The sequence below is a fragment of the Catellatospora sp. IY07-71 genome, from assembly GCF_018326265.1.
In the GTDB taxonomy this organism is placed as follows: Bacteria; Actinomycetota; Actinomycetes; order Mycobacteriales; family Micromonosporaceae; genus Catellatospora.
Genome location: NZ_AP023360.1, coordinates 3,715,113 through 3,736,871 on the forward strand (window position 1 = coordinate 3,715,113; position 21,759 = coordinate 3,736,871).

The window sequence follows — 21,759 nt, forward strand, 5'->3', positions numbered from 1 at the left end:
CGAACGACAAGGACCGGCCATGACCACCCCCTCCGCGACCCCCGCCGATGTCGACGTCGTGATCGTCGGCTGCGGCCCCGTCGGCGCGCTCACCGCCAACCTGCTCGGCGTACGCGGCGTCAGCACGCTGGTCGTCGAGCGCAGCGCGCTGCCGCACGGCCAGCCGCGCGCGTTCTCCTGCGACGACGAGGCGCTGCGCGTCTACCAGCAGGCGGGGCTGCTCGGCGAGGTCGGCCCGGACATGCACCGGCCGGTGCTGGCGAACTACGTCAACCGGGCGGGCCGGGTCTTCGCCCGGGTCCGCCTGTCCGAGGTCGACTTCGGCTTCGGGCACCCGCCGCTGAACTTCTTCGACCAGCCCCGGCTGGAGGCGGCGCTGCGTACGGGGCTGGACCGCTTCGGCCACGTCACGCTGCGGCTCGGCACCGAGCTGGTGGGCCTGGCCCAGGACGCGCACGGCGTCGACGTCACCCTGCGCGACGCGGCCACCGGGCAGACCAGCCTGGTCCGGGCCCGGTACGTGCTGGGCTGCGACGGCGCGCGCAGCACCACCCGGGCCGAGGCGGGCATCGCGCTGAGCGGGCGCAGCTACGGCGAGCCCTGGCTGGCGATCTCCGGGGACGTGCCGCCGGACGCGGTGCGCGTCCCGCACACCACGTTCGTGTGCGACTGGCGGCGGCCCGCGTTCGTGTCACCCGGCACCGCCGGCGGCTACCGGCTGGAGTTCATGCTGCGGCCCGGCGAGACCGCCGCCGGGATGACCCGGCCCGAGGTGGTCGCCGAGCTGGTCGCGCCGTACGTGGATCCGGCGCGGTTCACCGTCACGCGGGCCGTCGGGTACACCTTCCACGACCTGGTGGCCGCGCGGTGGCGGGAGGGCAGGGTGTTCCTGCTCGGCGACGCCGCGCACCAGATGCCCCCGTTCCTCGGGCAGGGCCTGGTCAGCGGGCTGCGCGACGCGGCGAACCTGACCTGGAAGCTGGCCCTGGTGCTGGCCGGGCGGGCGGGGGACGGGCTGCTGGAGACGTACGAGGCCGAGCGCCGCCCGCACACCGTGGCGATGGCGCGGATGAGCGTCAACCTGGGGCGGGTGTTCCTGGCGCGCAGCCGGGCCGGGGCCTGGGCCCGGGACACGCTGCTGACGGCGGCGCAGCTGGTGCCGCGGGTGCGGCGGGCGGTCGAGCACTTCGAGTTCAAACCCGTGCCGGCGTACGAGCACGGCCTGATGCGCGGCGGGCGGCGCAACGGCCCGGTCGGCTGCCTGTTCCCGCAGCCCACGGTGACCCTGCCGGGTTCTGCCGCGCCGGTGCCGCTCGACGAGGTGCTCGGCGACGGGTTCGCGGTGGTCGGCCTCGCGGCAGCCGTCGCGGCGCTGGGGGAGGCGGACAGTCCCTCGGGCGAGCCGGGCGGAGCGACGCCGCCGCTGCGGCGGGTGGCGGTGCATCCGGCCGGTGGCATCGTCGCGCCCTCCTCCGGCTCGGACGACGGCTCGCGGGTCGACGTCGTCGACACCGGCGGTGTGCTTGCCGGATGGCTGCGCGAGCGCGGCGTCGACCTCGTGGTGCTGCGGCCCGACCGGTTCGTGTACGCCGTCGCGCTGGCAGCCGATGCCCACGGCGTGCTCCGCGAACTCACCGCGTCCCTCGCCGCCCCACGCCCCTCCCACACCGCCCGCCCCTAACCGCTGCGCCGCCCGCGGGTCAGTGCCGGCAGGCAGTTTCGGGGAAAGTGCACGAACAAGACGTGGGCAACCTGCACTTTCCCCGAAACTGCCTGCCGCGGAGGGCGGGCGGCGGAGGGCTGGGCGGTTACCAGGGGTTGCGAACTGCTCCGGTGTTTGTCGACAGGTGTAGTCGTGTGTCGTCATGTGTGGTGTCTGATGGTGGGGCGATGGGGGCGCCGCTGCGGGTTCGCCCGCTGGGGGTGCTGATGTAGGGGCATGTATTGTCGGTATGTGGTGCTTCGCCTGTTGTCGGCCGGTAGTCGGGATGTCGCCGTTCGGCGGTCTGCCTGCGGTGGGCTGTCTGTACGTGGCGGATGTTCGGCTGTGTGCGCAGGCGGCCAGGTGTGAAGGGGTTTGAGCCGCGGGCTGGTTTCGTGGTGCAGGCGTACCGGTTCGCATTGGACCCGAATGTGGGTCAGCAGGTCGCGTTGCGTTCGCATTGCGGTGCGGCGCGGGCGGCCTACAACTGGGCCGTGTCCTGGGTGACGGCGACGTGGTGGCAGCGCAGGGCCGAGCAGTCCTACGGCATCGCCGAGGAGCAGCTCACGCCGTGGCGGCCGTCGTCGCTGCCTGCGCTGCGTAAGGCGTTCAACGTGGTGAAGCACACCGATCCGCGGTTTGCCGGGTGGTGGGCCGACAATTCGAAGGAGTCCTACAGCACCGGGCTGGCCAACGCGGCGGCGGCGTTCGACAACTACACCAAGTCCAAGCAGGGTGTACGTGGCGGCCGTCGGATGGGCATGCCACGGCGCAAGTCCAAGCGTGGGGCGAGGTTGTCGTGCCGGTTCACGACCGGCACGATCCGCGTCGAGCCCGACCGCAGACATGTGACATTGCCGAGGCTGGGCACGATCCGCACCCACGAGAACACCCGTAAACTCCAGCGCCGCCTCGCCGCGGGTACCGCCCGGATCCTGTCGGCGACGGTGAGTTTCGCGCGCGGGCGGTGGTTCGTGTCGTTCCAGGTCGAGGTCATCCGCGACGCGCGCGCCCCGGCCCTGACCGACACCGTGGTGGGGGTCGATCTCGGGGTCAGGCACCTGGCGGTGCTGGCCGACAGCACCGGCGACATCAGGTATGTGCCCAACCCCGGGCACTACGACAACGCCCTGGCCAGGCTGCGTCGGCTGTCCCGGCGGGTCTCGCGCCGCCGGGGACCGGACCGGCGTGCTGGCCGCGCCCCGTCGCGACGGTGGGTCAAGGCCGACGCCGAACGCAACCGGGTCCACCACCGGGTCGCGAACCTGCGCACCGACGCGCTGCACAAGCTCACCACCGCGATCCGCGCCGAATACGTCACGGTGGTGGTCGAGGATTTGAACGTCGCCGGAATGGTGGCCAACCGGCGGCTGGCCCGGAAGGTCGCCGACGCCGGGTTCGGGCAGATACGCCGTCAGATCGAGTACAAGGGCGAGTGGGCCGGCGGGGTCACCGGGAAGGCCGGCCGCTGGTACCCGTCGTCGAAGACCTGCTCGGAGTGCGGTGCGGTGAAAGCCAAGCTGCCGCTGCATGTCCGGGTGTTCACCTGCGAACAGTGCCCTTTGGTGATGGACCGTGACGCGAACGCGGCACGTAACCTCGCCGCCCTGGCGGCGGCAGTCTTGGCTGGTACCGGAGTGGCCGGAGACCAGGACGCGAAAGCGTCGAACCCTCGTGGAGCCGACCGTCAGACCCGCGCCACCACCCGACCGCGCAAGCGGCCGGGTGGGCGGGCAGGTGGCGCAATCCCGCATCAGCGGACAGAAACGAGAGATCCTCGTCAAGCCGAAGCGGTCACGCTCCGGTGATGGCAGGAACCTTCCCGCCCGAAAGGCCGGGATTGCTGACATCCGAGTATGGAATCAGCAACGGCAGCAGGTCGACGGGACGGTGACGTACACGACGGCCAGCACCAGCGCGGCCAATGCCGTGAAGGTCAGCACGGTGCCCGTGGCCAGCAGGCCGGTGACCCGCAGCGTCCCCCGCACGGCCCGCCAGACGAGGTAGGCCACGACGGCCGCGCGGACCCACGGCAGCAGCGGATAGAGGTCGTGGACCAGCGATCCGACGGATCCGCGGTCGGAGGTGTGGAACAGTTGCCACAGCAGGAGCACCACGGGCCCGCCGAGCAGGGCTGCCACCGTCGCGATCATGGCCGCGGCCGACCAGGCGTGCTCCGCCGCCGCGCCGGAACAGTCCGATCGCGATGAGGCCGAGGCCCAGCACCACGGCGGACACGGCGATCAGGTGCGGCCGCCAATAGCCCAGATCGTCCACGAAGCCGATCCGCTCGGCCCGCGCCGCCAGGATCGAACCGGCCACCGCGACCTGGGCGGCCATGCCGAGCACCGCGAGCACGGCGAAGGCCACCCAGACCGCACGAACCGCGGGAGCGAGGCCCGTCCCGGCCTGCCCGCCGCCCGGCACAGGTGCCGTTGTCTCACCGGCCATCATGTCTCCTCCCCGTGATGAGACGCCGTGCTCGGCGTCTCGGAAGCGCCGTGAGCGCAACCGCCACGGCCCGCCGGGATGCTACGACGACTCCCGGGGCGCGTGGGCCTGCCGACCGGCCGGTGAGCACAGGTGGGTGGGAGAGGGCGCGGGCATGTGGGTCGGCTCGGCAGAAGCGCGGTTCGGTCCTGCCGTGCCGGCTGAGTCGCCCGCGACGGGGTCAGGTCAGGACCGGCGGGGCGGCCGGTGGGCCGGGCGGGCGTCGTCGGGCAGCTGCTCGCGCATCCAGGCGCCGCAGCTGGCCGCGTCGGGGTGGGCGCATTCGGCGACGTGGCGCAGCACCGTGGCCGCCACCCGCAGGATCTCGATCTTCTCCAGCACCTCGGGCAGCTTCTCTGCTGCGTAACGCGCCCGAGCCGCCGGGTCCGGGGTGTCCAGGATCAGGCGGATCTCGTCGGCCGTGCAGCCCAGCGCCTGGCACATCTGGATCATCTGGAGCCGGGCCGTGTGCCCGTACGTGTACCGGCGGTGCCCGTTGACCAGCCGGTCGGCCACCAGCAGGCCCTCGTCGTCCCAGTACCGCAGCGTGGTCGCGGGGACCCCCGAGCGCTCGGCGAACTGCGCCACCGTCCACTGCGGATCACGCGACGGCAGGGTGTGCATCGGCTGCTCCCCGGCGGGCTTGACTTCGAGTCGGCTCGAAGGTGTGCCATGACTTTAGCCCGCCCCGCCCGGGGCGGTCGTGATCGGAAGGAGCATCATGGACACCCACGTCGCCGTGCTCGGCGCCACCGGCCGGGTCGGCACGCTCGTGGTCCGCCAGGCGCTGGACCGTGGCTGGTCCGCCACCGCGCTGGTACGCGACCCCGCCCGGCTGGCCGCCGACCTGAGGGGCCGCAGCGGCCTGCGGATCGTGACCGGCTCGATCGATGATCCGGCCGCGATGCGCGAGGTGATGAGCCCGGCACCGGCCGCCGTGATCGTCGCGGTCGGTGTGCGCTACCGGCGCCGGCACCCGTGGAGCGGCATCGAGGGCCGTCCCGACGTGGCTCCGGCGGCCGTGCGCACCGCGCTGGCCGCGGCTCCGGCCGGCACCCGGTTCGTGTTGCTCAGCGCGTTCGGCGTCGGGGACTCTTGGCGGCGTCTGCCCGCGCCGGTGCGGGCGGTGCTCGCGACGAGTTCGCTGCGGGTGGCGTACCGCGAGCTGGCCGTGGCCGAGCGGCTGGTGGCGGCCGCGACGCCGCCCGGCGTGGTGGTGCGGGCGGTGACGCTCACCGACGGTCCCGCGACCGGCCGCGCCGACGCGACCGGGCGGCCGCTGCGGGGCAACCCGAAGGTGAGCCGGGCCGACGTGGCGGGCCTGCTGCTGGACACGGCCGCCGGACGTGACGTGCGCGGCGGGCGGGTCCTCGTGGCCGCGGGCTGACGCGTGAAGAAGGGCACCTTCTACAACGCATAGCGTTGAGAAGGTGCCCTTCCTTGCTCGGGGTCAGCAGTTGTTGCTGCGGAAGTCCGAGATCGAGAGACCGCTGTAGCCGCAGGTGTACGGCGTGAAGCGGGCGTCGTTGTTCAGGTAGCGCTTGAACCAGGAGACCAGGGCGCGCGACAGGGTCGCGTTGCTGGTCTGCGGGAAGAAGTGGCTGGCGCCGTTGAGCTCGATGTAGCTCTTGGGGCCGCCGAGGGAGTTGTAGAACGGGATCGAGTGCGAGTTGACCGCGGCGATGGTGTCGCTCTCGCCGCCGACGATCTGCACGGCCTCGTTCAGGCCGCCCCAGGTGGTGTCGAGGTTCCACGGCGCGATCGGCACACCCGCCTTGACCAGGCCGGTGGTGTCGGCCGCGAGGGCCTCCAGGGTGCCGCCGCCGCCCATGGAGTGGCCGGCGACGCCGCGGCGGCTGCCGTCGACGCGGTCACGCACGGAGCTGGGCGCCGAGTTCACGGCCCAGTTGAGGGCCGCCAGCAGCTGGCTGCCCCGGCTGGCGGGCTGGTCGTAGATGCTGTTGGTCTCGATGCCGACGACCACGAAGCCCCAGGACGCCAGGCGCGGGCCGATCCAGCTGATGCTGGACCAGCGGGCGGTGAAGCCGGGAGAGATCGCGATCACCGGGTAGCGGCCCGAGGTGGTCGGGTAGTAGGCCACGCCGCCGCCGAAGCCGCTGACGAGGCTGGAGATGTTGTAGGTGGAGACGGAGAAGCTGCCGTTGCCGGTGATGTTGGAGGACGTCGGCGCCTGGCCGATCTCGTCGGCGTACGCGGGTGCGGCCGCGCCCAGCGCGGTTCCGCCGGCGAGGGCGGTGGCGACGAAGGCGGTGGCGACCAGGCGGGTGAGCCGCCTGCGGACGGATACTTGCGGCACTGTTCCACTCCTGACGGTGAGGAACCGGCTCCGTTGCGGCGGTGCCACGGGGGACGGGGAAGCCGGTTGTCGGGCAGTGGAGCCAGTCTCATCAGCACCGGTGACAGGACGCATCGGCAGAATCGCCGGTCACGCGGCCTGCCTCGGGCGCAGGCACACCGGCCGGTGATGGGCCGGATCACCGGTCACGGCCCGCCCGCTTTCACCGAGACATGGAAACATGTGCCGATTAGTATCTACAGGTACTTCCGATCAATGATCCTTTGCCGACTGGAGGACCATGAACCTGGAGGTACGCCATCTGCGAGTGGTCTGCGCGATCGCCGACACCGGCAGCGTCACCAAGGCCGCCTCGCTGCTCGGGCTCGCCCAGCCCGCCGTCACCGCGCAGTTGCAGCGCATCGAGCGGGCCCTGGGCGGCCCGCTGTTCGAGCGCGGCCGCCGGGGTGTCACCCCCACCGCCCTCGGCGAGCTGGTGCTCACCCGCGCCCGGGTGGTGCTGCCCGCGATGAAGGGCCTGCAGGAGGACGCCGCCCGCCTGGCCGGGCAGGTGGTCCGGCCCAACCAGTGGCGCATCGGCGCGGTGAACGGCCCGATCCTCGGCGGTCTCATGTCGCGCCTGGCCGAGAGCGACGGCACGCAGGTGCTCACCCACCCCTCGCACTGGGCGGACAAGCTGGCCGAGCTGACGGCGGCGGGCAAACTCGACTTCTGCGTCGTCGGCGTCTGCGGCGACACCGTGCCCGGCGCGCCCGACGACGGGCTGGTCTGGCGGGAGATCGCCATCGACGCCATCTTCGTGATGCTGCCCGAGAGCCACCCGCTGGCCGACAGCTGGGAGGTGGACCTGTCCGACCTGGCCGAGGCGCAGTGGGCGAGCATGCCGGGGGACGGCTGTTTCGGCGACTGCTTCGCCGCCGCGTGCGCGCGGGCCGGGTTCGCCCCGCGCACCATGCACGAGATGGACTTCGGTAACGCCCTCGACGCGGTGCAGGCCGGCCACGCGGTCGGGCTGTGCAAGGCGACGTTCCGCCGGGTGGACGGGATCGTCACGCTGCCCATCGCGGGCGGGCCGCTGCGCTGGCGGCACCTGCTCGGCTGGCACCCGCGCGGCGAGGCCGCGGCGTACGGCGAGGCGGTGCTGGCGCACGCCCGTGCGGCGTACGCGGAGTCGGCCGCCCGCAACCCGCACTATCTGAAGTGGTGCGAGGCCAATCCCCGGTTCGGGCCGCCGCTGCCCATCGCATGACGTTATGACCCATCAAATATCTGCCGCCATCGATGTGGAGTTGCGAAGCTTCGGCCCATGAATCGCAAACTCCTCCACCTCTCCGCGGTGGCAGCCCTCACCCTGGGCGTCACCGCCGCGCTGACCTATCCGGCGTCGGCCGACACCCGTCCCGAGAGCGCCGCCGACGCGGCCGCGACCGCGGGCGTCTCGCCCGAGGTCTTCCAGGCCATGGCCCGTGACCTCAAGCTCGACGTCGCCGGGGTCAAGGACCGCCTCGCCAACGAGAACCGGGCGGCCAAGGCCGACCTGTCGCTGCGCAAGTCGCTCGCCGGCACCTACGGCGGCGCCTGGCTGTCGGCCGACGCCAAGTCGTTCACCGTAGGCGTGACCAGCCAGGCCGAGGCCGCCAAGGTGACCGCCGCCGGCGCCACGCCGAAGCTGGTCAAGCACAGCCTGGCCAAGCTCGACGCGGTCAAGGCGCAGCTCGACGCGGTCGCGGCGAAGGCGCCCAAGGCTATCCCCGGCTGGTACGTCGACGTCGCCGCCAACACCGTCGTCGTGCTCTCGCGCGGCGCCGACGCGGCCGCGTTCGTCAAGGCCGCGGGGGTGGACGCGAGCGCGGTGCACATCGAGGCCACCACCGAGAACCCGGTGCCCTACATCGACGTCATCGGCGGCAACGCGTACTACATCGGCAGCGGCAGCCGCTGCTCGGTCGGCTTCTCGGTGAGCGGCGGCTTCGTCACCGCCGGCCACTGCGGCAGCACCGGCTCGACCACCACCCAGCCCAGTGGCACGTTCCGCGGTTCCAGCTTCCCCGGCAACGACTACGCCTGGGTGCAGGTGGCCTCCGGCAACACCCCGCGCGGTCTGGTCAACAACTACGCGGGCGGCACCGTAAGCGTGAACGGCTCCACCGACGCCGCGATCGGCGCCTCGGTCTGCCGCTCCGGCTCGACCACCGGCTGGCACTGCGGCACCATCCAGGCCCGCAACGCGTCCGTGACCTACTCCCAGGGCACCGTCTCCGGCCTCATCCGCACCAACGTGTGCGCCGAGCCGGGCGACTCCGGCGGCTCGCTGATCGCGGGCAACCAGGCCCAGGGCGTCACCTCCGGCGGCTCGGGCAACTGCTCGTCGGGCGGCACCACCTACTTCCAGCCGGTCAACGAGATCCTGCAGGCCTACGGCCTGACCCTGCTGACCGGCGGCACCACGCCGCCGTCGTCGCCGCCGCCCGGCGGTGGGGGCTGCTCGGGCTACGAGTTCACCCGCACCGGCTCGCTGTCCAGCGGCGGCAGCGTCTACCAGCCGGACAACAGCTACTACCAGTCGACCGTCTCGGGCACCCACCGCGGCTGCCTGGCCGGCCCGTCCGGCACCGACTTCGACCTGTACCTGCAGAAGTGGAACGGCTCGGCGTGGGCCAACGTGGCCTCCGGCACGACGTCGGCCAGCTCGGAGTCGATCACCTACTCCGGCACCGCGGGCTACTACCGCTACCGGGTGCACGCGTACAGCGGCTCGGGCAGCTACACGCTCGGCTTCAGCAACCCGTGACAGCCTGAACCCCGCATCGGGGCCCGTACGTGCCGCGGCACGTACGGGCCCTCCTCATTCAGCCGCCGCTCAGCGCGTGGTGCAGAGCATGCCGTTGACCGTGAAGCGGGGCGGCTCCGGGTTGGGGCCCTGGTAGTTGCCCACGAAGCCGACGTTCACGCTGGCGCCGGGCGCGATCAGGCGGTTCCAGTCCACGTTGGTCACCTTGACCGTGCCGCCGGTCTGCGACCAGTTCGCGTTCCAGCCGCTGCCGAACTGCTGCCAGGTGGTCGGCCAGTCGAAGGCGAGCGTCCAGCCGTCCATCGGCGCGGTGCCGGTGTTGACGATGTCGACGCTGCCCACGAACCCGTTGCCCCAGTCGTTGTCGTCGTTGTACGCCACCGCGCAGGTGGACGTCGCGGGCGTGACCGTCGAGAAGAGCACCGGCGGGGAGGCCCAGGAGACCTTGCCGGAGCCGTCGCGTGCGATCACGTTGGCGGTGTACGTGGTGCCCGGCGTGAGGTTGCCGACGGTGAACGTGGTGCCGGTGGTCTCGCCCCACTGCTCGGTGACGGTGCCGTGCTGCCGGTGGATCTCGTACTTCAGCCCGCTGCCGGCCGACGCGGGCCAGGTCAGCGTGGCCGACCGGTCGGTGATCGCCGACGCGGCGGGGCGGCCGGGCGCGGCCGGGCCGGACAGCGCCGCCGCCGGGCGCAGCACCAGCGTGGTGATCGAGTACGGCGGCAGGGTGACCGCGGCCGCCGTGCCGGTGCCGGTGCTGATCGCGGTGTCGCCGTTGCCGTAGCGCAGCACCTGCGCCGAGGCCGCGGGCGTGTATCCGGCGTAGGAGAGGCTGACCTGCTTGGCCGCGGCCGGGTCCTCGTTGAGCAGCATGACCGCGAGCCCGCCGTCGGCCCGCCGCGCCGCGTGCGCCTTGACCGCCGGGTCGCTGGCGCCCGCCCGGACGAACTGGTCGCCGGGCCGGGCGAAGCGGGAGACCATGCCCAGCGCGTAGTACGGCGCGAACGGGGTGTTGAGGGCGGGCTGGCAGGTCGCGCCGTCGGCGGTGCAGTTGCCCGAGGACAGCAGGCCCCAGTCGCCGTAGTCGGTCTGCCCGGCGTACTCGCCGATGGTGCCGATGCCGTTGCGCACGTTCCACCAGTTCACGGTGAGCACGCCGCGGGCGATCAGGGCGGCGTACACGTCGGCGGCGAACAGCGCGCCGGGCTGCGTGTTCATGCCCTGGGTCATGTTGATCTCGGTGACCGCGACGCCGAGGTCGCGGCCCACCTGCTGCCGGATCTGGCGGTGCAGCAGGTCGATGGCGACCGGCATCCGGTCCACCCGGGCCATGGCCTCGGCCGCGCTGCCGCCGCCGGCGTAGAAGTGCAGGATCACGTAGTCGATGTCGTCGCCCGCGATGTCCAGCACGACCTGGTTCCACGGTCCGGCGTCCCCGGCGGCGGTGATGCCGTCGGGCCACTCGCCGGGCGTGGTCAGCACCGCACCGATCTTGATGCTGGGGTCGACGGCCTTCATCGCGCGGGAGTACTCCACCACGTGGCGGGCGTACTCGGCCGGGCTCTTGTCGGCGTGGTCGTCGGCCTCCCACGGCGAGCCGTAGCGGCCGTTGCCGTAGTTCTCGTTGCCGATCTCCCACAGCTTGACCGCGTAGTCGTGCTCGACGTTGGCGTGGCGCACCCAGTCGGCGGCCTCCTGGGCGGTGCCGGTGCCGTAGTTGGCGGTGACGATCGCCTGCGCCCCGGCCCGGCGTACCCCGGCCATGAAGGTGGCGAAGTCGGTGTTCGGGGCGACGTAGCCGCCGGGGGCGGTGTGGTCGCGCCAGTGGTAGATGTCGGAGTACGAGCCGCCGGGGTAGCGCATGAGCCGCGCCCCGGCGTCCTTGAGCAGGTCGGCCGTCTCGTCGCTGCCCAGGTGGGTGTCCCAGATCGCGTGGTTGACGCCGACGGCGGTGTCGCTGACGGTCTCCCAGCCGCCCCGCACGTTGACCGTGACGCGCACGGGCGCGTCCTCGGCGGCGGCGGGGGAGGCCGCGGCCAGGCCGGACGCGGCGAGCACGGCGGACAGGGCGAGCGCGGCCCGGCGGGTGCCGGGGCGGCGGGAGCGGAGCGGGTCGGGCGGGCCGGCCGAGGCGGGGGCTCCGGCGGGGGTCGGTGACACAGGGGTCTCCTCAGGGATGAGGCTGTGCACGCGGCGCGCGGCGACGGCAGTCCCGGACCCTGCCCGCCGGGCGCGGACGCGCGCGCAGCAAGCGTGGTGTAACGGCGGGAGGCTGCCTTCCTCGACCGCCTTGATCCGGCTCCCGGGCCGGTGAGCAACGTACCACTCCAGGCATAATCTTGAATACATCGAGGGGGAGGGGTGGTGCCGGTGCTGCCTGAGCCGGTCTGGCCGGTGGTGATCCTGGCGCTGATCCAGCTGGGTGACGCGGTGCTGTGCGTCAGGCCGGTGCGCTTCGTGGCCGAGTGCCTGGAGGGCGTCCGCTTCCCGCACCGGCTGTGGCGGCTGCTGCCGCCGCTCAAGCTCGCCGCGGCGGCGGGGCTGCTGGCGGGCATCGTGGTGCCGTACCTCGGGGTGCTGACGTGCGCCGCGCTGGTGGCGTACTTCCTGGTCGCGATCTTCATGCACGTGCGGGCCCGGGACTTCGGCCGTCATCTGTTCGTCAACGCGCTGGGCATGCTCTTCCTGTGCGTCGCCGTCGGCGTCTACAGCTTCCTCTAGTTGCCTTATTCCCGACGTGCGGTGCATCATCCGGTACGCGTGATTTGCTCGCTTTCCCCGGTTCGTCGGTTAGGCTGGCAGCTCATTTGCCCGCAGCCGTGAACCCGGAGGAGGGCTTCGTGACACCGCTGTCAGTGGTCGGCGTGCCTGTTTGGCGGCGCGTGGCCGCCGTACCGACGGCACTTTCCGTGATCGCGATCACACTGTTCGTGCTGACGATGGGCCAGGTGCCGCCCGCCGCGCAGAAGACCCCGTTCTGGGTCATGTCCGCACTGGCGCTGGCCGCCGCCGCGGTCACCTACGTGCCCGTGGGCAGGCCCCTGCGCGGCGTCGTGGTCAGCCCGTCGCTCGTGTTCACCTTCGCGATCCTGCTCTGCTGGGACCTGGGCCCCGCCATCGCCGTGCAGGCGCTCGCCGTCACCGTGATAGCGGTACGCGCCCGCCAGCGGGTGCGGCACGCCGTGCTCAGCGGCGCCCGCTACGCCGTCGCGTTCGGCGCCGCCTACCTCGTGCTGCTGATCGGCGAGCCGGACCCGTTCCAGGGCGGCTCGCTGGCCGACCTGGCGAGCGACACCCTCGCCGTCGCGCTCGCGGCCGTCACCTTCACCGCCGTGTACGGCGTGGCCGTGCTGCTCACCGCACCCGACGCGCTGCCGTCCTCCGGCAGCCTGCGCTACCGCCTGGCCGCCGTGCGCGACCCCGCCGTGCACGTCACCGCGCTGACCATGCTCAGCCCCGTGCTCGCCGTCACCGGCCACGTCAGCCTCGGCTTCGTGCCCCTGGTGATCATGCCGCTCTACGCCGTGCAGCGCATGGCCCGCCTGTCCCAGGAGCGCCGCCGCGCCGCGCACACCGACGACCTCACCGGTCTCGGCAACCGCACCGGCCTGCACGCCGCGTACGCCCGCCGCCAGGCCCTCCCGGCCGCCCGCCGCCGCGGCCCGGCGCTGCTCGTCATGGACCTGGACGGGTTCAAGTACGTCAACGACGCCCTCGGCCACGACACCGGCGATCGGCTGCTCACCGCCTTCGCCGAACGCCTGCGCGCCGCGCTGCCCGAGGGCGCGTACGCCGCGCGGCTCGGCGGCGACGAGTTCGCCGTGCTGCTCGACGAGCGCGACAGCGGCTGCGCCTGGCGGGCCGCCGAGCAGATCAGCGCCGCGGTCGACGGCCCGGTCAGCCTCAGCGGCCTGGAGGTCGAGGTGGCCGCCGCCGTCGGCGTCGCGGTCAGCCCGCAGCACGGCGACGACTTCGTCACCCTGCTCCGCCACGCCGACATCGCCATGTACGACGCCAAGCGCGACAACACCGGGGTGGCCCTCTACCAGGCCGGCACCGACCGGCACGCGCAGCGCCTGGAACTGCTCGACCAGGTGCGCCACGCGCTCGTCACCGGCGACCGCGAGGCGATCACGCTGCACTACCAGCCGCAGGCCGACCTGATCACCGGCCGCGTCGTCGGCGTCGAGGCGCTGCTGCGCTACCGCGGCCCCGACGGCGAGCCGGTGTCCCCGGCCACGCTGATCCCGATGATCGAGCACACCCCGGTCATGCACCAGCTCACCGACCGCATCGTCGACGACGCCGTCGCCCAGGCGGGCCGCTGGCGTGCGGCCGGGCTGAGCCTGCGTACCTCCATCAACGTGAGCATCCGCGACCTGCTCCGCGACGACCTCGTCGAGCGGCTGCGCGGCCGCCTCGCCGAGCACCGGGTGCCGCCGCACCTGCTCCAGCTGGAGATAACCGAGAGCGCCCTCATGGCCGACCCCACCCGCGCCCTGCGCACCATCAAGGCGCTGCGGGAACTCGGCGTCGGCCTGGCCCTGGACGACTTCGGCACCGGCTTCTCCTCGCTGCAGCACCTGCGCGAGATACCGCTCGACGAGATCAAGATCGACCGCTCGTTCGTGTCGGGCATGACCACCAACCGCCACGACAGCGCCATCGTCTCCTCGGTCGTCGCGTTGGCCCGCACCCTGGGCCTGCGCACCGTCGCCGAGGGCATCGAGGACGCGCCCACCCGCCACCGCCTGCGCGCCGCCGGCTGCTCCCTCATGCAGGGCTACCTGCTCGCGCCCGCACTCCCCGCCGACGCCATCCCGCAACTGGTCGCCGACGCCGCCGCCGCCCGCATCCCCACCCTCACCCCCTAAGGAAGGGCACCTTCTTAACGTTTTCCGTAGAGGAAGGGCACCTTCTCAACCCTCACCGGCGGGTGTCAGCGTTTCCGCACGAACTTGACCTGATGGCCGTCGGGGTCGCGGACCCACGCGTAACGGAGCCGCCCGTCGGGCGAGTCCGCCGGAGCCGCGACGCTCGCCGCACCGGCCGCCATCGCCTGCTGATAGAACGCGTCGGGGTCGGCGCACCACAGCACGAGCTCGGTGGACGGCTCGCCGCCCGGCACGACACCGAGACCGGCCAGCTCGTTGGCGACCCGGGCCGCGGTGAGTCCGATGCGCACACCGGCGGCCTCGACCTCCACGTGCGCGATCGGACCGGCGGAGGGCGCACGGAACGCCTCCGCCAGTCCCAGCGCGGTGTAGAAGGCGAGACAGGCCTCCACCTCCACGCAGAAGAGGTTGACCTGGACTCCGGTCACGGTCGTCGTCATCCGGCGACCCTAGCCCGTTGCGGCGGTCGGGGCGTCCTGCCCGGCCGGGGTGGCGGCACCTGCCGGGCTCCGGCCGAGGTCTGGCTGCTCGACAGCGGCTTCACCCTGTACCCGGCGCGGCTACCGGTTGGCCTTGAGGATCGCCTTCGCCTCCTTGCTGGTGAGACCGAGTTCGTCCAGCAGGCGGCGCTGCGGGATCAGCAGCAGCCAGCCGACGCCCACCCCGAGCAGCGGCCCGAGCAGCGGGAAGTTGATGCCCGCCATGATGAGTGCCACGGACAGCACGGCGATCACGGGCAGCGACAGCGCCAGCGAGATCATCAGGTTCCGGTGCGACCGGCGCAGCCGATCGATGTCCGCCTGGCCGAGGGTACGCATGCTCCCGCCTTTCCTGCCGGATGCTCCGGCGATCCGCTTCCGCCGGGTGCGGCGCGGCCGGCGTGTGCACCGCCCGCTGCCTCCCACCCGCTGATGCGCCGACGTTAGGCACACACCACCCCGCCCGGCCGCCGCCGGACACCCGCCCGCGACCGTCCAACCAGGTCAGAACGTGGCGACAGCGCGCGGCGAAGGTCCCCGCTCCGGGCCGCTGCGGGGCCCGAGGGGCGTCCGCCCGGTCGCCTAGAATCGCTTTCGGACGGTGGCCGGGGGAGGAGTCGTACGGCATGGCGCAGCCCTCGCAGAGCCACGACCCCGCCGACCCCCGGGCCGAGTTCGTGTCCGCGCTGCACAGGCTGCGCGGCAGGCTGCCCGACGTGTCCGACGAGGTGCTCGCCCGGCGCGCCAGCGCCACCGCGCTGCCGTCGGGCCGCCGCGTCACCGTCAACGCCCGCCGGGTCGGCGAGTGGCTGAGCGGCCGCTCGGTGCCCCGCGACTTCGAGCAGGTCTTCGCGCTGGTGCGCGCGGTCGAGACGGCGGGCGGCGTGGCGGCGGGCAGCGCTCCGGGCCCGTCGGTCGAGGGCTGGCGGCGGCTGTGGCGCGCCGCGCACGAGCACCGTGCCCCGGCGCGTACCCCCACCGCGACCGCACCCGCCGCAGACCTGGTCGTCGGCCGCCCGCCCAGCGACGCCGCGTCGCTGCGGCGACGTCCCGAGCTGGCCGCCGCGATCGACGACGCGCTGGCAGACCCCGCCGTGCGCCAGGTCGTCCTCACCGGCCCCGGCGGCTCCGGCAAGTCGCAGCTGGCCGCCGCGGCGTTCCACCGGGCACGCGGCAGCGGCGGCCTGTTCGCCTGGATCGGCGCGTCGTCGCGCCAGTCGGTGCTCACCGGGTATGCCCGGACCTGGCGGGCGCTTGCCGCGGGCCGCCACGAGCAGCCCGGCGCCCGTGCGCCCGACGGCTACGGCCATGACGAGGAGACCCAGGCCGACCTGCTGATCGCGTGGCTGCGCGCGGCACCGCAGCCGTGGCTGCTCGTGCTCGACGACGTCGACGACCCGGCGGACCTGGATGGCATGTGGCCGCTCGGCGACGCCGGACGCTGCGTGGTGACCACCCGGCGCCGCGACGCGGTGCTGCTCCGGCCGGAGTCCCGCCTGATCCCGGTCGGCATGTTCACCCCCGCCGAATCGGTCGCCTACCTCCGCAGCCGCCTCGCCGCGGACCCCGCAGCGGGCGGAGCCGGGCCCGACAGCACGCCGGCCGTACCCGACGCCGCGCTGCTCCGCGACTCCGACGTCGGCGCGGACGCCGAGCTGTCCTCCGGCCCCGACGACGAGCCGGCCGGGCTCGCCGCCGCCCTGGGTCACTTCCCGCTCGCCCTGTCGCAGGCGGCGGCATACCTCATCGACACCGGCACCCCGCTCGCGGAGTATCGGCGGCTGCTGGCCGACCGGCGCGAGCGGCTGGCCGACCTGTTCCCGGCGTCCTCACCGGCGGACGGCCACGCCCGCACCGTCGCCGGGACCTGGCAGCTCGCCGCGCAGCGGGCGGCGGCACTGGCCAAGCCGGGCACCGCGCAGCGTCTGCTCGAACTCGCCGCGCTGCCCGCCCCCACGGGGGTGCCCGAGCAGGTGCTGCTCACCGACGCGGCCTGTGCGTGGATCGGCGGCACCCGCCGCGAGGCGTCCGCCGCGCTGCGCGCCCTGCACCGGCTCAGCCTGCTCACCCACGCCGACGGGGCGATCGCCATGCACGCGCTGGTGCAGCGGGCCGTCCGCGAGTCCGTCCCCGAGCCGGACCTGCCGCGCCTGGCCCGCGCCGCCGCGGACGCGCTGGAGCAGGCCTGGATCGCCGGAGTGGACCCGGCCGCGCTGTACGACAGCATCGAGGCGGTGCGCCGCGAGGCCGGTGAGCACCTCTGGCACGGCGGCATGCATCCCGTGCTGCGCCGCATCGGCGAGCACCTCAACCGGGTCGGCCGGGCCACGGCCGCCCTGGGCGAGGTCGAGGACCTGCTCCGCGAGGGCCGCACCCGGCTCGGCGACGAGCACCGCGACGTGCTGGTGCTGCGTACGCAGGCCGCCGAGACGCGCGGGGACCTCGGCGACGCGGCCGGCGCCCTCGCCGAGCTGCGGGCGCTGCTCGCGGATGCGCGGCGTCTGCTGGGCGACGACGATCCGGACACGCTGCAGGTCCGCCTGCACATCGCCCGGCAGCGCCTCGACCTGGGCGACCCGGCCGGTGCGCGGGATGAGCTGACCACGCTGTCCCACGACGCCGCGCGGCTGGTCGGCGGCGAGCACCCCCTCACCCTGGCCACCCGGCGGTACGTCGCGCTGACGCTCGGCCTGGGCGGCGACCCGGCGGCCGCGCGCGACGCGTTCGCCCGGCTTGCCGAGGAGTCGTCGGCCCGCCGGGGCCCGGCGCATCCGGAGACCCTCAACCTGCTCGACTTCCTGGGCCGCTGGATCGGGGAGAGCGGCGACGCCGAGCAGGCCGTCGCGACCTACCAGCGGGCGGTCGCCGGGCTGGACGCCCTGGTCGGGCCGCTGCACCACGACACGCTGACGGCACGCCACAATCTCGCGTACTGGCGCGGCCTCACCGGCCGGCACGACCTGGCCGTCGCGGAGTTCAGCGTCGCCGCCGCCGACGCCGTCCGGGCGATCGGCCCGCGCCACCCGACGACGCTGACCTTCCAGGCCAACCTCGCCTACTGGCGCGGCCTCGCGGGTGACCCGCAGCGCGGCATGACCGAGCTCGGTGACCTGCAGCCGGTCATCGACGAGGTGATGAGCCCGGTGCACCCCCGCGCCCTGCGCACCCGCCAGCAGCGCGCCGAGCTGCGCCACCGCGCGGGCGACCCGACCGGGGCGGGCGAGGAACTCACCGCGGTCCTGCGGGACATGCGGCAGGCGCTCGGCGACGCCCATCCCCGGACCCGCGAGGCCGCGGCACAGCTCGCCGCCTGGGACGCCGCCTGACCTGGCCGCCCGTCCGGGATGTCGGTGACCGCCCGTAGGGTCGGCCGTATGGCATCCGCACCGATCATTCTCGTGCCCGGCTTCTGGCTCGGCGGCTGGGCCTGGGACGACGTCGCCGCCCGGCTCCGCGCCGACGGGCACGAGGTCACCGCGCTCACGCTCCCGGGACTGGAGCCGGCCGACGCCGACCGGGCCGCGGTCAGCCTCGCCGACCACATCGACGCGATCTGCGACGCGGTGCAGGCCGCGGGCCGGCCGGTGCTGCTCGCGGTGCACTCCGGCGCCGGGGTCCCCGGCTACGCCGCCACCGACCGGCTGCCCGGCCTGATCGCGGCGATGGTCTACGTCGACTCGGGTCCGGCGACCGGGGCACTCGACGCGGGCTTCGACGGCGTGGAGCAGCCGCTGCCCACCGACGACTTCGCCGGGCTCAGCCCGGAGCAGCTGGCGGTGTTCCGGGAGCGCGCGGTGCCCGAGCCCGGCGCGGCGCTGCGCGAGGCCCCGCCCCGGCCGGCGAACGACGCCCGGCTGGACGTCCCGAGCACGGTGATCTGCACATCGATGACCTCTGCCCAGATCAAGGCCGGGGTCGCCGACGGTGTGCCCTGGCTGGCCGGCCTCGCCGACCTGCGTGACGTCACCTACCTGGACCTGCCCACGAGTCACTGGCCCATGTGGACTCGCCCGGCCGACCTGGCCGCGCTCCTCGGCGACCTCGCCCACCGCGCCGCCGCGCACTGACCCCCCGCGCCCCCTTCGGTCCACGCCCACCGGGAACCCCGCACGTCCCTCACCCGAGCGGCCTGCAGTTTCGGGGAAACCGCACCCACCCCAGCCGAGGGGTCTGCAGTTTCGGGGATACCACACCCACCCCGTCTTGGCGGGCGGCAGCTCCCCGAAAACGCACCTACCGCACCGGAGGGCGTTGCAGTTTCGGGGAAACTGCACCAAAAGCGTGCGAATGGGCTGCAGTTTCCCCGAAACTGCAGCCCACGCGAGGCCGGCGGGGTGCTCAGACCGCGTCGGCGAGGGCCTGGTACTCCTCGTCGGTCAGGCGGATCTCGGCGGCGGCGACGTTCTCCTCCAGGTGGGACACCTTGGAGGTGCCGGGGATCGGCAGCATCACCGGCGAGCGGCGCAGCAGCCACGCCAGCGCCAGCTGCGCCGGGGAGGCGCCGTGCTGCTCGGCCGCCGTGGCCAGCGGGCCGCCGGGCCGGGCCAGCTCGCCGGTCGCGATCGGGAACCACGGGATGAACCCCAGATTCTCCCTCTCGCAGTGGCCGAGCACGTCCTCGGCGCCGCGGTTGGCGATGTTGTACAGGTTCTGCACGCTCACGATCGTGGCGAGCTTGCGGCACTGCTCGATCTGCTCGACCGACACCTCGGACAGCCCGATGTGCCGGATCTTGCCCTCCTGCTGCAGCAGCACCAGCTCGCCGATCTGGTCCTCCAGCGGCACCTTCGCGTCGATGCGGTGCAGCTGGTAGAGGTCGATACGCTCCAGGCCCAGGTGGCGCAGGCTCAGCTCGCACTGCTGGCGCAGGTACTCCGGGCGAGCCAGCGGGCGCCAGTCGTCCGGCCCGGCACGGGTCAGCCCGCCCTTGGTCGCGATGACCAGCCCGTCCGGGTACGGGTGCAGCGCCTTCTTGATCAGCATCTCGCTGACGAAGGGGCCGTAGGAGTCGGCGGTGTCGATGAGGTCGACGCCCAGCTCGACGGCGCGGCGCAGGACGCGCACGGCCTCGTCCGGGTCGGCCGGGTCGCCCCAGATGCCGGGGCCGGTCAGCTGCATCGCGCCGTAACCGAGCCGGGCGACGTCGAGATCGCCGCCGATCGTGAAGCGGCCGGCGGCCGCCGCGGGAAGGGTCTGCGTGGTCATCGTCGCTCCTCGCCTCGTGCTGGGGAGGGTCTGGCCCGCAGCTCAGCCTATCGGCCGGGGTGCCCGCCCGCGGCGGTTCGGGCAGTCGAGGGGGCCGTCCCACCCGGGCAGGGGCGGGACGGCCCGTGGCCGCGCGAGCTGGATCAGGGCTGCGCGACCAGGCGGAACGACTGCGCGCCCGTGCCGTTGCAGGTGTACTGCACGAGCTGGACGCTGTCGGCGGTGGACGCGGCGGGCACGTCGACGCACTTGCCGCTGTGCCGCGCCGTGAAGTGGTAGTACCCGCTGCCTTCGGAGACGGGCAGCCACTGCTGGTTGTTGCCGCCGCCGTACGCCCACAGGTGCAGCACCGCGTTGTCGGCGGTCGACACCCCGCTGACGTCGATGACCTGCGCCGGGTTGTTGCGGTTCTCGATCCGCACGTAGCCGTTGCTGGTCGGGGTGAACCGGAACTGCTGGGCGTAGCTGTTGTTGCAGGTGTACTGCTGGATGGCGGTGCCGTTGGCGGTGCCCGACGAGCGCGCGTCCACGCACTTGTTGCTGGTCTTGTTGACCACGCTGTACCAGGTCGTCGACGAGATGGGACCGCCCGGCGTGCCGCCCGACCCGAACGGGCTCAGGATGATGCTCGCCGAGCGCGGGTCGCCGTCGTGCACCAGCGACTCGAACGCGCCGACGTCGTCGAACGCGAACGCGTACGCCTTGCCGTCCACCATGTTCGCGTGGATGATCTTGGCGTACTGGTTGGTCGGGCTGTTCTGGTAGAACTGCGCCGCGTTGGTGCTCGGCTGGGTGTCGACGGTGCCGAGCGTGCCGCGGTTGAGCGCGGCGCACAGCGTGCGCGCGATCGGGCCGACGACCAGGTCGTTGGGCGCCTGCAGGTTGCCGTCGCAGCCCCACACGTGGGCGCTGGTCGGCTTGTTGAACGAGGCGACCTGCTGGCCCGCGCTGTTGGTGAAGTTCATGACGTTGCCGCTGGTCCGCCCGAAGTAGCGGGTGTTGGGCTGGTCGGTGAACGGCACCACGGTCAGCGTCTTGCTCGTGTACGCGTTCCACGCGGAGGTGATGTAGCTGTCCAGGTACGTGGTGCTGAACAGCCCGGCCCCGGCGGCCTTGCCCGGTGCGAGCACCCGCAGCACGGTGCCGTCGGAGCGGGTGTAGACGGTGTTCGCCCAGCCGGACTGCGCCTTGATCTGGTTGATCACGTTGTTGCGGCCGTTGGAGACCACGTCGCCGGTGCGCTTGGTGGCGCCGGACGCGCCGGTCACGGTGACGGCGTGCGGGATGGCGAACATGTCCACCTGCGAGCTGTTGAGCCACAGGCCCGCGTCGTTGTAGGTGAACTCGCTCCAGTCGAACAGGATGTTGTAGTTCGCGTCGCCGGACGCCCACGGCGCGGGCTGCACCAGGCCGTCGGGGGTGAGGAAGAACTTGAGCTTCTCACCCATGGAGAAGTACGCCCGGCCGGAGAAGCCGCGCGGGAACCGGACGGTGGTGCTGCCGCCGTTGCCGGGACCGGCGATCGCCACGTCGGGGGCGGGGGAGGGCGGGAGCTGCCCGCCGGTCCACGGCGTGAACGCACCGGCCGCGTTGACATAGCCGAGCCGGCCGCTGCTGAGCTGGATGCCGATGACGTAGACCCAGACGGCCTCGCTGCGGCCGGTGTTGTTGGTGATGGTGACGGGGAGCGGATCGGGTCCGATCGCCGCGGCGGGCGCCGCGGACGCGGCGACGGCCGCGGGCACGGCCAGCGCCAGTGCGGCTAGCGCGCCGCAGACCCTTTTTCGGGTACGCATGAAGAGCCCTCGCTTCCGGGAGTGGGACGGGGTTCAGGGCGCCGCCCGGTGGGCTTGCCGGGCGGGTGTTCGCTGCCGCAGCGG

18 protein-coding genes are annotated in these 21,759 nt (G+C 73.2%); 10 read left to right on the forward strand and 8 right to left on the reverse strand.

Annotated elements, in window-relative coordinates; genetic code table 11:
* Positions 1–19 precede the first annotated feature (19 nt).
* Together CS0771_RS16725 and tnpB are read left to right on the forward strand one after the other, a co-directional pair.
* Positions 20–1,681: a bifunctional 3-(3-hydroxy-phenyl)propionate/3-hydroxycinnamic acid hydroxylase gene (locus CS0771_RS16725; RefSeq protein WP_212841850.1), complete on the forward strand. Its 1,662-nt coding sequence runs from the start codon at positions 20–22 to the stop codon at positions 1,679–1,681.
* 416 nt (positions 1,682–2,097) lie between these two features.
* Positions 2,098–3,510: an IS607 family element RNA-guided endonuclease TnpB gene (tnpB, locus tag CS0771_RS16730; protein ID WP_212841851.1), complete on the forward strand. Its 1,413-nt coding sequence runs from the start codon at positions 2,098–2,100 to the stop codon at positions 3,508–3,510.
* Positions 3,511–3,564: 54 nt separating this feature from the next.
* Here tnpB and CS0771_RS16735 read toward each other — a convergent pair whose 3' ends face one another.
* Positions 3,565–3,843, reverse strand: coding sequence for a hypothetical protein (locus CS0771_RS16735; RefSeq protein ID WP_212841852.1), 279 nt, complete (start codon positions 3,841–3,843; stop codon positions 3,565–3,567).
* Between the two features lie 10 nt (positions 3,844–3,853).
* On the opposite strand from CS0771_RS16735, the gene CS0771_RS16740 reads away from it, so the two are divergent.
* Entirely contained in the window at positions 3,854–4,171 is a 318-nt protein-coding gene (locus CS0771_RS16740) for a hypothetical protein (RefSeq protein ID WP_212841853.1), read from the forward strand.
* Between the two features lie 207 nt (positions 4,172–4,378).
* Here the strand turns inward: CS0771_RS16740 and CS0771_RS16745 are convergent, their stop codons facing one another.
* Positions 4,379–4,816 carry a MerR family transcriptional regulator gene (locus tag CS0771_RS16745; RefSeq protein ID WP_212841854.1) on the reverse strand — a complete coding sequence of 146 codons (438 nt, stop codon included), beginning with the start codon at positions 4,814–4,816 and terminating at the stop codon, positions 4,379–4,381.
* Between the two features lie 97 nt (positions 4,817–4,913).
* Between CS0771_RS16745 and CS0771_RS16750 the strand changes: the two genes are divergently transcribed.
* Positions 4,914–5,579 (forward strand): NAD(P)-dependent oxidoreductase, encoded by a 666-nt coding sequence (locus CS0771_RS16750; RefSeq protein WP_212841855.1) that lies wholly within the window; start codon positions 4,914–4,916, stop codon positions 5,577–5,579.
* A 63-nt stretch (positions 5,580–5,642) separates the two neighbouring features.
* Here CS0771_RS16750 and CS0771_RS16755 read toward each other — a convergent pair whose 3' ends face one another.
* A complete protein-coding gene (locus CS0771_RS16755) occupies positions 5,643–6,509 on the reverse strand; it encodes an alpha/beta hydrolase (RefSeq protein WP_244870839.1) in 867 nt (288 codons plus the stop codon).
* A gap of 280 nt (positions 6,510–6,789) precedes the next feature.
* On the opposite strand from CS0771_RS16755, the gene CS0771_RS16760 reads away from it, so the two are divergent.
* Both CS0771_RS16760 and CS0771_RS16765 read left to right on the forward strand, forming a co-directional pair.
* On the forward strand, positions 6,790–7,758 hold the full coding sequence (locus CS0771_RS16760; RefSeq protein ID WP_212841857.1) for a LysR family transcriptional regulator: 969 nt from the start codon (positions 6,790–6,792) through the stop codon (positions 7,756–7,758).
* 57 nt (positions 7,759–7,815) lie between these two features.
* A complete protein-coding gene (locus tag CS0771_RS16765) occupies positions 7,816–9,300 on the forward strand; it encodes a S1 family peptidase (RefSeq protein WP_212841858.1) in 1,485 nt (494 codons plus the stop codon).
* A gap of 69 nt (positions 9,301–9,369) precedes the next feature.
* Here CS0771_RS16765 and CS0771_RS16770 read toward each other — a convergent pair whose 3' ends face one another.
* Positions 9,370–11,460 carry a cellulose binding domain-containing protein gene (locus tag CS0771_RS16770; protein WP_371821416.1) on the reverse strand — a complete coding sequence of 697 codons (2,091 nt, stop codon included), beginning with the start codon at positions 11,458–11,460 and terminating at the stop codon, positions 9,370–9,372.
* 204 nt (positions 11,461–11,664) lie between these two features.
* Between CS0771_RS16770 and CS0771_RS16775 the strand changes: the two genes are divergently transcribed.
* Positions 11,665–12,021: a DoxX family protein gene (locus tag CS0771_RS16775; RefSeq protein WP_244870840.1), complete on the forward strand. Its 357-nt coding sequence runs from the start codon at positions 11,665–11,667 to the stop codon at positions 12,019–12,021.
* 119 nt (positions 12,022–12,140) lie between these two features.
* Positions 12,141–14,174, forward strand: a complete 2,034-nt coding sequence (locus CS0771_RS39445) for a bifunctional diguanylate cyclase/phosphodiesterase (protein ID WP_212841860.1) — start codon at positions 12,141–12,143, stop codon at positions 14,172–14,174.
* Positions 14,175–14,239: 65 nt separating this feature from the next.
* Here the strand turns inward: CS0771_RS39445 and CS0771_RS16785 are convergent, their stop codons facing one another.
* Both CS0771_RS16785 and CS0771_RS16790 read right to left on the reverse strand, forming a co-directional pair.
* Positions 14,240–14,635 carry a glyoxalase/bleomycin resistance/extradiol dioxygenase family protein gene (locus CS0771_RS16785; RefSeq protein WP_212841861.1) on the reverse strand — a complete coding sequence of 132 codons (396 nt, stop codon included), beginning with the start codon at positions 14,633–14,635 and terminating at the stop codon, positions 14,240–14,242.
* A 120-nt stretch (positions 14,636–14,755) separates the two neighbouring features.
* The gene (locus tag CS0771_RS16790; protein WP_212841862.1) at positions 14,756–15,013 is read right to left on the reverse strand and encodes a hypothetical protein; all 258 of its coding nucleotides are present in this window, start codon (positions 15,011–15,013) and stop codon (positions 14,756–14,758) included.
* A gap of 287 nt (positions 15,014–15,300) precedes the next feature.
* Between CS0771_RS16790 and CS0771_RS16795 the strand changes: the two genes are divergently transcribed.
* On the forward strand, positions 15,301–18,000 hold the full coding sequence (locus tag CS0771_RS16795) for a tetratricopeptide repeat protein (protein ID WP_212841863.1): 2,700 nt from the start codon (positions 15,301–15,303) through the stop codon (positions 17,998–18,000).
* A 48-nt stretch (positions 18,001–18,048) separates the two neighbouring features.
* On the forward strand, positions 18,049–18,741 hold the full coding sequence (locus CS0771_RS16800; protein ID WP_212841864.1) for an alpha/beta fold hydrolase: 693 nt from the start codon (positions 18,049–18,051) through the stop codon (positions 18,739–18,741).
* A 271-nt stretch (positions 18,742–19,012) separates the two neighbouring features.
* On the opposite strand, the gene CS0771_RS16805 is transcribed toward CS0771_RS16800, so the two are convergent.
* Together CS0771_RS16805 and CS0771_RS16810 are read right to left on the reverse strand one after the other, a co-directional pair.
* Entirely contained in the window at positions 19,013–19,879 is an 867-nt protein-coding gene (locus tag CS0771_RS16805) for an aldo/keto reductase (RefSeq protein WP_212841865.1), read from the reverse strand.
* A gap of 143 nt (positions 19,880–20,022) precedes the next feature.
* Positions 20,023–21,675 carry a beta-1,3-glucanase family protein gene (locus CS0771_RS16810; protein ID WP_212841866.1) on the reverse strand — a complete coding sequence of 551 codons (1,653 nt, stop codon included), beginning with the start codon at positions 21,673–21,675 and terminating at the stop codon, positions 20,023–20,025.
* Positions 21,676–21,759 lie beyond the last annotated feature (84 nt).